Genomic DNA, 10,054 nt, shown 5'->3' with positions numbered 1-10,054 from the left:
CGCAGCATCGTGGTCGGTGTGGACCGCTCGGCGAGGTCCTCTTCGGCCTGATCGATGCCGCCGAGCTCAGCCAGCAGCCGCTGCACGACGTGGCGCGCCGACACGTGGCCCTCACCGATCGCGGTGTACATCGCCGACACGTCGGTGTAGTGCAGTTCGCGGGCCACCGCTCCCATGGAGTCGCCATTGACCAAGCGCTGCAACGGAAGTCCGCCGCGGCGCACCTCGCGGGCCATGACCTCCTTGCCGGCCTCCAGCGCCTCCTCGCGACGCTCCTTGGCGAACCACTGCCGGATCTTGGCCTTGGCGCGCGGCGACACCACGAACTGCTGCCAGTCCCGCGACGGCCCCGCGTTGGGCGCCTTGGACGTAAAAACCTCGACGACTTCCCCGTTCTCGAGTTTGCGTTCCAGCGCGACCAGCCGCCCGTTGACCCGCGCGCCGATGCAGCGGTGGCCGACCTCGGTGTGCACCGCGTAGGCGAAGTCCACCGGCGTCGACCCGGTGGGCAGGGTGATGACATCACCCTTGGGGGTGAACACGAAAAGCTCTTGCACCGCAAGGTCGTAACGCAACGACTCCAGGAACTCGCCCGGGTCGGCGGCCTCCCGTTGCCAGTCGAGTAGCTGACGCATCCAGGCCATGTCGTCGATCTCCGCGGCGGCGTGCGGATGCGGAAGTCCATTGCGTCCCTTGGCCTCCTTGTAGCGCCAGTGCGCGGCGATGCCGTATTCGGCGGTGCGGTGCATGTCGCGGCTGCGGATCTGCACTTCCAGCGGCTTGCCCTCCGGCCCGACCACCGTGGTGTGCAGCGACTGGTACACACCGTATCTGGGCTGGGCGATGTAGTCCTTGAACCGCCCGGCCATCGGCTGCCACAGCGAATGCACCACGCCCACAGCGGCGTAACAGTCCCGGATCTCGTCGCACAGGATGCGGACGCCGACCAGATCGTGGATGTCGTCGAAGTCGCGGCCTTTGACAATCATCTTCTGATAGATCGACCAGTAGTGCTTGGGCCGTCCTTCGACCACCGCGTTGATCTTCGACGCGTTGAGGGTCGCGGTGATCTCCGCGCGCACCTTGGCCAGATAGGTGTCGCGCGACGGGGCTCGTCCGGCGACCAACCGCACGATCTCCTCGTACTTCTTGGGATGCAGGATCGCGAACGACAGATCCTCCAGTTCCCATTTGACCGTGGCCATGCCCAGCCGATGTGCAAGCGGTGCAATGACTTCCAGCGTTTCGCGGGCCTTGCGGGCCTGCTTCTCCGGCGGTAGGAAGCGCATCGTGCGCATGTTGTGCAGCCGGTCGGCGACCTTGATCACCAGCACCCGCGGATCGCGCGCCATGGCGGTGATCATCTTGCGGATCGTCTCGCCCTCGGCGGCGCTGCCCAGCACCACCCGGTCCAGCTTGGTCACCCCGTCGACGAGATGGCCGACCTCGTCGCCGAAATCCGTGGACAGTGCGTCCAGCGCGTAACCGGTGTCCTCGACGGTGTCGTGCAGCAGCGCGGCCACCAGCGTGGTGGTGTCCATGCCCAACTCGGCAAGGATGTTCGCCACGGCCAGCGGGTGGGTGATGTAGGGGTCCCCGGAATGGCGCAGCTGGGTGGCGTGCCGTTGCTCGGCGACCTCGTAGGCCCGCTGCAGCAACGACAGGTCAGCCTTTGGATGGATCTCGCGGTGCACCGCCACCAGTGGTTCGAGCACCGGGCTGACCGCGCCGCGCTGGGCGGTCATCCGCCGGGCCAATCGGGCCCGGACCCGACGCGAGGCGCTGCTTGACGTCTTGAGGCTTATCGCGGGTGCGGCCGCCGTCGGCTCGGGGGCCGAAGGTAGGTCGGCGACCTGCAGCGGTTCGGTGGGCGGCTGGACCGCCGTGCCCTTATCGTCCGCCAAGATCGTCACCTCCGCCGTTCAAGGATATCGCTCAATTCTGAGTGCCCCGCCGCTCCGGCACATTTCGGCGCCGGCCTACATGACGCGCAGGCTGTGCACCGGCAGCGGCGCTACCCGATCACGACCGCCCAGCGCCCTCAGCTCTAACACCACCGCGGCCGTCGTCACCAATGCGCCGGCTTGCACGAGCAACTTGTGCGCGGCCGCCACCGTCCCACCGGTGGCCAGCACGTCGTCCACGATGACAACGCTGCGACCGGCTAATTCGATCCCTTCGGCGGGAATCTCCAGGCGGGCGCTGCCATATTCGAGCTGGTACTGCTCGGCGCGCACCGGCGGGGGCAACTTGCCGCCCTTGCGAATGGCCAGCACGCCGGTGCCCAGACGCGCAGCGAGGGCGCCGCCGATCAGGAATCCGCGAGCGTCGATACCGGCGATCAGGTCGGCCCCGGACGCCACGCCGGCCAACGCATCGGTCACCGCCGCCAGCCCGCGGCGGTCGGCGAATAACGGCGTCAAATCCTTGAACTCGACTCCGGCCGTTGGGAAATCTGCGACCTCCCGGGTCAACAATGCAATGAGGTCAGCCACCGAATCGGCGCCCTCAGTCGTCACCGCACCAGGACCCATCGGTCCATGTTCCAGCCGGCGCCCCAGCGGCTGGGGTTACTGCTGACGGCGTACATCTTCTTCGACGCCAACAAGGTCCGCTGCTGGCGATACAGCGGCAATGTCGGCATGTCGTTCCACAGCACCGGCGCGCTCTGAGCCAGCAGCCGCACCAACTCGGCGGGGTCGGCCGACACCGCGAGCGCGCTGATAATCCCATCGATCTGACCGTTGGTGTACCCGGGCAGGTTGTTGCCGTTGCCGGTATGCAAGGCGTAGGCGTCCATCGCCGACGACCCGGTCGAACCGCTGCCGGTCGCGCCGCCGGTACTGGCCAGCAGGACGTCGATCTTCCCGTCACGCAGCGTCTGGGGGCCGGTGGAGTCGGAGGTGACGTCGGAGACGGTGATACCGGCCGGGGCGCAGGCCTTGGCGATTGCACCGACGATGGCGGCCAGCCGCGCGTTGGGCGCCCGATAGCCGATCCGCACGGTCAGCGGCTTCCCGTGCAATGCGGCGCGCGCGGCCTCGGGGTTCGCCTTCAGGAATTGGCCCGCCTCGACGACGTTTTCCGCCCGTCCGATGGTGTCTTCGGCCGCGGTGTGCAGCCGCGCATTGGCGATCGGCGTCCGAGCGTCGCGCGCGATGACATCACGCGGCGTGCACGACGCCAGCCCGCGGCGCGCCGGGACCTCCGAAAGCGGGCCATGCGGCGCGAAGATCAACTGCTCGATGCCGTCCGACGGCGAATCGGTGCGACGGTAGGTGTCCGGGGTGGCCAACGTTCCCGACGATCCGTCCGCGACGTCGACGACGTCGGCGCTCTTGTCGTTGAGGCGATCCTGGATGTCGACCTTCTCCGGCCACACCGTGACCCGCTTGGTCATCGGCTTGGCGCCCCACCAGCGGTCATTCGCGACCAGCACCACCGCCCCGCCGTCCAACACCGATTCGATCTTGTACGGCCCCGACGATGGGAAATGCTTGGCGATGGCGCCCGGGTCGATGCCGGGTTGGAGGTTCCATGTGGTGTTCCACAGCCGCGCGATGCGCCCGATCGCCGGCAGGTCGTTGCGCATCAGCGCCCCGGTGACGTCGATCCCCAACTCGTCGGCGATGACATGCGACGGCATCATCGTGGTCGCTGCGAAGAGCTGGTTGTAGTCGACGATGTTGCGGTCGGGGTCAAACGACACTCGAGCTTTCTTCTGTCCCGGTTGGCAGTCGATGGCGGTGACGTCGACGTAGCCGGCCTGGCTGGCGGCGTCGAAGCCGGGGAACCGACCAGATTGGGCCGCCCACGCCAGGACCAGGTCGTCGCAGGTGACCGGCTTACCGTCGGAATAGACGGCGTTGTCGGCGATCTGGTAGTCGAGCACCAGCGGTGAACCACCGACCATCGATATCGCGCCGAAGTCGCGGTCGGCGACGATCTGACCGTCGGGACCGTGGTAGCCGAATCCGGTGAGTGTGCGCGCGAACGCCTGCGCTCCCGCCGAGGCGGCGCCGGTGACGGTGTTGCTGTTATAGGTGACCAGGGTGCCGTCGACGATGTAGTCGACCTGCCCGGCGGCGCTTCCCGAGCAAGCCGTCAATGTGCCCGGCGCGGCTGCCACCAGCGCGGCCGTCAACAAGCTGGCGGTTCTACGCCAACGCCGGGCAGCCACCGTGGCTACCGCTTGTTTCGTTTGCCGGTCGGACGGTGACGGCCGCCGCCCGGCCGGACCGGACGCGCGCCCGGGGCCGGCTTGCTGGCAGCCGGGCTGGCTGCGGCCGCGACGGCCGCGGTGGCCTGCTCGCCCGGCTCCTGATGCGCCGACTCGGCGCGGGTCTCGTCCTTCTCCGGACCGGGACCGCGGCGCCTGCCCACCCGGCGCGTGTGCGTCCGCACCAACTCGGTGCGTTCACGCAGCGTGACCAGCAGCGGGGTGGCGAAGAAGATCGACGAGTACGTGCCGACGATGATGCCGACCAACTGCACCAACGCCAGGTCCTTCAGCGTGCCCACACCCAAAAGCCACACCGCCACCACCATCAGGGCCAGCACCGGCAGCACCGAAATCAGGCTGGTGTTGATCGATCGCATAAACGTCTGGTTGACCGCGAGGTTGGCCTGCTCGGCGAAGGTACGCCGGGTCGTGTGCTGGAAGCCGTGGGTGTTCTCCTCGACCTTGTCGAACACGATGACGGTGTCGTACAGGGAGAAACCCAGGATCGTCAGCAAGCCGATGACCGTGGCCGGGGTGACTTCGAAGCCCACCAACGAATACACCCCGGCGGTGACGGTCAGGTCGAAACACATGGTCGTCAGCGCGGAGATCGCCATGTAGCGCTCGTAGCGAACGGTGATATAGAGGCTGACCAGCACCAGGAACACCACCAGCGCGATCACCGCCTTCTTGGTGATCTGACCGCCCCAAGTCGAGGACACCGCTGAGTCGGAGATGGCCTGCTTGCTGGGCGTACCGTCGGCGCCCTTGGGCTGGAATCTGTCGAACAAAGCGCTGCGCAGCTTCTCCGTTTTGTCGTTGGACAACGTCTCGGAACGAATCTGCACGGTTGCTCCGGCGCCGTTGCCGACGATCACGACCGATTCGGGGTCGCTGCCCAGCGCTTGCCGGAACACTTGCTCCACCTGGCTCACCTGGGCATCTCCGCGCGGGAACGACATGGTGGTGCCGCCCTTGAAGTCGATGCCAAAGGTGAATCCGCGCAACACGATGCTGAGGATTGCGATCGCGACGATCGTGCCGCTGATCGCGTACCACATCCGGCGCCGGCCGACGACCTCGAATGCGCCGGTGCCGGTGTAGAGGCGCGAAAAGAAGCTGTGGCGGGGCAAGTCGGCGCCGGTGTCGTCCCCGGTTGCACCCACGACGGTGGCGGTGTCGTCGGTGAGTTCGACGGCAGTCGTCTCGTCGGCCATCTCGCTACCCCCGTCCCGTCGAGTACGCCGTGGAAGTTCTGGACGCCACCGCCCTGCGTTCACGCGCGACCTGCTGCACGGCTCCCAGGCCGTTGTATGCCGGCTTGGCGAGCGTCGCCGACTTGGATGCCAGGTACAGCAACGGCCACGTCACCAGGAAGACCACGAACGTGTCGAGGATCGTGGTGAGGCCCAGGGTGAACGCGAATCCCTTCACTTGGCCGATAGCCAGGAAGTACAGCACGGCCGCGGCCAAGAAGGTGACCGCGTTACCCGACAAGATCGTCCTGCGGGCTCGCCCCCACCCGCGGGGAACCGCTGACCGGAACGAACGGCCTTCGCGGATCTCGTCTTTGATGCGTTCGAAGAACACCACGAAGGAGTCGGCCGTCGTCCCGATACCGATGATCAAACCTGCGATACCGGCCAGGTCGAGGGTGTAGTTGATATATCGGCCCAGAAGTACCAGGATCGCGAAAACCATTGCGCCGGAAGCTGCTAGCGATAAGGCCGTCAGGAAACCCAGCACCCGGTAGTACATCAGTGAGTACAGCAGCACCAGCACCAGTCCGATCGCGCCGGCGACCAGGCCCGCCTGTAGCGAGGTCAATCCTAGTGTCGCCGAAACGGTTTGAGCTTCCGACGATTCGAACGACAGCGGCAGCGAGCCGTATTTGAGGACGTTGGCGAGCTGGCGTGCTGTGCTCGCGGTGAATGGCGGGTCGCCGCCGGTGATCTGGGTGCGGCCGCCCGGGATGGCTTCGCGGATCTGCGGCGCACTGACCACCTGCGAGTCCAGGGTGAACGCGGTCTGGGTGCCGATGTGCGCGGCGGTGAAGTCCGCCCACGTGTTGGCCGCCCCGCTTTTGAACTGCACGTCGACGACGTAGCCGCCACTGTGTTGGTCCAGGCCCGAGCTGGCGTTCTCGATCTGGTCACCGCTGATGATCGACGGCGCCAGCAGGAATGCCTCCTTGTGGTCCTTGTCGCAGGTCACCAGGGGCAGGTCGGGGTCGTCGTTGCCGGCCAGAATGTCCTCGCGGTTGCACTGCGTGGCCTCGTATTGCAGCGCCAAAAACTGCACACCCTTGTTGGTGCTCTGACGCCATTCCCGTTGCTTGGCGATGCGCTCGGCCAGATCCTTCCGCGGATCCGATGGCCCGGGCTGCACCGGGGCGGGTGCCGGAGCCGCCGGCGGCGCCGGTGCCGGTGTCGGCGTCGGTGGTGGATCCAGCGGATAAGGCCGCGGCTGCGCCGGCGCCGGCTCACCCGGCAGCGGCAACTCGCCTGGCATGGGCAGGCTCCCCGTGCCCCCGCCGTCGCCTCCGGACGGGAGCTCCGCGGGCCCTCCCGCTCCGGGCCCATTGCCGGGGGCCGGTGCAGTGCCCGGCGCGGGCGCGCCGCCTGGGGCAGCACCGGGCGCGGGGCCGCCGGGTATGGGTCCGCCGGGCTGTCGTCCAAGCGGCAGCCTGGGTCGTGCGTGCTGCCCGGGCAGCCGTTGCGGGTTCCCCGGCAGTGGAGCGGTTTGCGCCGGAAGCGCATTGATCACCGGACGGATGTACAACCGTGCGGTCTGGCCCAGGTTGCGCGCCTCGCTGCTGTCCTTACCAGGCACCGTGATGACGAGGTTGTCTCCGTCGACAATGACTTCAGAACCCGAGACACCCAGACCGTTGACCCGGGCGCTGATGATCGACTGCGCCTGCGACAGCGCCTCCCGTGTCGGCCGTGACCCGTCCGGGGTCCGTGCGGTCAACGTGACCCTGGTGCCACCCTGCAGGTCGATTCCGAGCTTCGCAGCGGCCCGCTTGTCTCCGGTGAGGAACACCAGCAGGTAGGCGCCGATGAGCAGGATCAGGAATATCGTCAGGTAGCGGGCAGGGTGCACCGGCGCCGATGGCGATGCCACGTGTTGACTCTCCTCCGCTCATGCGCGATCCGCCGCTCGCTTTTCGCGCGCCGATCAGTTCGACCGCACCGCAAAGGGTACGTGGCGGGCCGCCAACCCTAGTCCTTGGGCAGTCGCTCCGGGTCGTCGGCTAGATCGTCGGCCTCCTCGGCCTCGGTGTCCAGCACCTCCGGCTCGATGCGGTCCCTGATCGCCAGCTTCATCCAAGTGGTCACGACGCCCGCTGCTATCTCGAGGTCCACCGTGTCGTCGGTGATGCGCTTGATGGTTGCTTGCAACCCGGAGGTGGTGTGCACCCGGTCGCCGACGCGCAGCGACTCGTGCAGGTCGATGGTGGCTTGCATCGCGCGCTTCTGGCGCCGCGACGCGAAGAACATGAATGCGCCCATGACGATGAGCAGCGGGAAAAAGACAACCATTTGGTTCATGACGGCGACGATCTTTCCTGTTGGTCTGTGAGTCGGCTTCGGACCGGATCGGGCCACGAACCGCGTCAGCTACCAGTGTGGCACGGCGTCTTGACGCGCCTGCTCAAGAGTGGGACAACCGCGTCATGACCTTCGAACTCAGCGAGGCGTTGCGCACCACCGGGGCGGTCCGCGAATTCACCGACCAGTCCGTCGACGACGCCGTGCTGGCCCGGGTGCTCGACACCGCCCGGTTCGCGCCCAGTGGTGGCAACGCGCAGGCCTGGCGGCTCGTGGTCGTCAGGGATCCCGAACGGCGCCGCCGCCTTCGGGATTGCTACCTGCGGGGCTCCGCGGACTATCTGGCCCTGCACGCCGCCGGGCTGCGGCCGTGGGCACCGACCAACGACCGCGACGCCGAAGCGCGGGCCCTGAAGACCGAAAGCCCTACAGCGCCAGGCGAATTCGCCGAAAGGTTCGACGAAGCGCCGGTCTTGCTCGCGCTGTTCGCCGACCTATCGCGGCTGGCGGCAGTGGACCGCGACGCGGACCGGTACACCTTCGCCGGCGGCGCCTCGATCTACCCGTTCGCGTGGAGCATTCTGCTGGCCGCCCGCGACGAGGGCCTCGGCGGTGTGATCACCACGATTGCGATTCGGGAAGAGCCGCAGGTGAAGGCCGTGCTCGGCGCCGCCGACCCGCTGGCGCTGGCCGCGGTGATCGCGCTGGGGTATCCGGTGCGGCAGCCGCGCCGGCTACGCCGCCAGCCTGTCAGCTCCTTTGTTACGGTCGATTCGATCGACGGTCCGACATTTGGGAGGTCTGCAGATGAGGAAAATCGTTCGACGTCTAGCAGCAGTCGCCGCGATGGCGCTAATACCGATGGCAGCAGTCGCGGCGATGCCGGCCGTGGGCTCGGCGGATCCGACTAACTGCGACCCGGGCCAGTGGTGGGATCCGACGGCGAATATATGCCGCCCGCTGGGCCAAGGCCCGCAGCCACTGAACTGCGACCCCGGCCAGTATTGGGACCCGACAACCAATGTGTGCCGAGAGTTGGGCCACACAGCCGCAGGCTGATTTCGGGCTCGCGGCGTGCATCGTCGCCGGGCTACGCTGCTGACGTGTCCGCTGTCGAACAGAGTCGCCACCTGGTCACCGAAATCCCCGGTCCGGCATCGCTGGAGCTAACCAGGCGCCGAGCCGCGGCGGTGTCGCACGGCGTCGGAAACACCATGCCGGTGTTCGCGGCCCGCGCCGCCGGCGGGATCGTCGAGGACGTCGACGGCAACCGGTTCATCGACCTGGGTTCGGGCATCGCCGTGACGACCATCGGCAACTCGGCACCGCGGGTCGTCGACGCGGTACGCGCGCAGGTCGCCGACTTCACCCACACCTGCTTCATGGTGACTCCGTACGAGGAGTACATCGCGGTGGCCGAACAGCTCAACCGGCTCACGCCCGGCTCGGGTGAAAAGCGCTCGGTGCTCTTCAATTCCGGCGCCGAGGCGGTGGAGAACGCCGTCAAGATCGCTCGGTCGTACACCCGCAAGCCAGCAGTGGTGGCGTTCGACCACGCCTACCACGGCCGCACCAACATGACCATGGCGCTGACGGCGAAGTCGATGCCGTACAAGAGCGGTTTCGGGCCGTTCGCGCCGGAGATCTACCGGGCGCCGCTGTCGTATCCGTTCCGCGACGGGCTGATCGACAAGGAACTGGCCACCGACGGTGAGCTGGCCGCCCAGCGTGCCATCGACGTCATCGCCAAGCAGGTCGGCGCCGAGAACCTGGCCGCCATCGTCATCGAGCCCATCCAGGGCGAAGGCGGCTTCATCGTCCCAGCCGAGGGATTCCTTCCCGCGCTGCTGGACTGGTGTCGCCAGCAGAACGTCGTCTTCGTCGCCGACGAAGTACAGACCGGTATCGCGCGGACCGGGGCGTGGTTCGCCTGCGAACGCGAGGGCATCGAGCCCGACCTGATCTGCATCGCGAAGGGCATCGCCGGCGGCCTGCCGCTCTCGGCCGTGACGGGCCGCGCCGAAATCATGGACGCCCCGCACACCAGCGGCATTGGCGGCACGTTCGGCGGCAACCCGGTCGCCTGTGCGGCCGCGCTGGCCACCATCGACACCATCGAGGCCGACGGGCTGCTCGAGCGGGCCCGTCAGATCGAACGGCTGATGAAGGACCGGCTGTTCGCGCTGCAAGCCGCCGACGATCGGATTGGCGATGTACGTGGCCGCGGCGCGATGATCGCCGTCGAGTTCGTGAAACCCGACAACGCCGAGCCCGACGC

Annotated in this window: 8 protein-coding genes; 2 read left to right on the top strand and 6 right to left on the bottom strand. The window is 67.5% G+C overall.

Annotation, left to right across the window (positions count from 1 at the left end; all coding sequences use genetic code 11):
• The 6 genes from VNW74_RS11245 to yajC form a co-directional block, all read right to left on the bottom strand.
• On the bottom strand, positions 1–1,859 hold a 1,859-nt coding region (locus VNW74_RS11245), incomplete at its 3' end, for a RelA/SpoT family protein (protein WP_414686658.1).
• Between the two features lie 120 nt (positions 1,860–1,979).
• Complete coding sequence (locus VNW74_RS11240) at positions 1,980–2,534, bottom strand: adenine phosphoribosyltransferase (RefSeq protein ID WP_325676739.1); 555 nt, start codon at positions 2,532–2,534, stop codon at positions 1,980–1,982.
• Entirely contained in the window at positions 2,516–4,180 is a 1,665-nt protein-coding gene (locus tag VNW74_RS11235; RefSeq protein WP_414686657.1) for an ABC transporter substrate-binding protein, read from the bottom strand. The genes VNW74_RS11240 and VNW74_RS11235 overlap by 19 nt, the downstream gene beginning before the upstream one ends.
• A gap of 5 nt (positions 4,181–4,185) precedes the next feature.
• Positions 4,186–5,439: a protein translocase subunit SecF gene (gene secF, locus VNW74_RS11230; RefSeq protein WP_325676735.1), complete on the bottom strand. Its 1,254-nt coding sequence runs from the start codon at positions 5,437–5,439 to the stop codon at positions 4,186–4,188.
• A 4-nt stretch (positions 5,440–5,443) separates the two neighbouring features.
• A complete protein-coding gene (gene secD, locus VNW74_RS11225; RefSeq protein WP_325676733.1) occupies positions 5,444–7,348 on the bottom strand; it encodes a protein translocase subunit SecD in 1,905 nt (634 codons plus the stop codon).
• Between the two features lie 98 nt (positions 7,349–7,446).
• On the bottom strand, positions 7,447–7,776 hold the full coding sequence (gene yajC, locus VNW74_RS11220; RefSeq protein WP_325676731.1) for a preprotein translocase subunit YajC: 330 nt from the start codon (positions 7,774–7,776) through the stop codon (positions 7,447–7,449).
• A 125-nt stretch (positions 7,777–7,901) separates the two neighbouring features.
• On the opposite strand from yajC, the gene VNW74_RS11215 reads away from it, so the two are divergent.
• Both VNW74_RS11215 and gabT read left to right on the top strand, forming a co-directional pair.
• A complete protein-coding gene (locus tag VNW74_RS11215) occupies positions 7,902–8,687 on the top strand; it encodes a nitroreductase family protein (protein ID WP_325676729.1) in 786 nt (261 codons plus the stop codon).
• 192 nt (positions 8,688–8,879) lie between these two features.
• On the top strand, positions 8,880–10,054 hold a 1,175-nt coding region (gabT, locus tag VNW74_RS11205), incomplete at its 3' end, for a 4-aminobutyrate--2-oxoglutarate transaminase (protein ID WP_325676725.1).

Origin of the sequence: Mycobacterium sp. (genome assembly GCF_035570115.1) — a bacterium.
GTDB lineage: Bacteria > Actinomycetota > Actinomycetes > Mycobacteriales > Mycobacteriaceae > Mycobacterium.
Note: the sequence above shows the minus strand (reverse complement) of the source record. Positions and strands in the feature narration are given on the sequence as shown.

Bases quoted from the DNA above. Each gene is read 5' to 3' on its own strand.
- VNW74_RS11240 (WP_325676739.1), bottom strand. From the start codon at position 2,534: ATGGGTCCTGGTGCGGTGACGACTGAGGGCGCCGATTCGGTGGCTGAC.
- secF (WP_325676735.1), bottom strand. From the start codon at position 5,439: ATGGCCGACGAGACGACTGCCGTCGAACTCACCGACGACACCGCCACC.
- yajC (WP_325676731.1), bottom strand. From the start codon at position 7,776: ATGAACCAAATGGTTGTCTTTTTCCCGCTGCTCATCGTCATGGGCGCA.
- VNW74_RS11215 (WP_325676729.1), top strand. From the start codon at position 7,902: ATGACCTTCGAACTCAGCGAGGCGTTGCGCACCACCGGGGCGGTCCGC.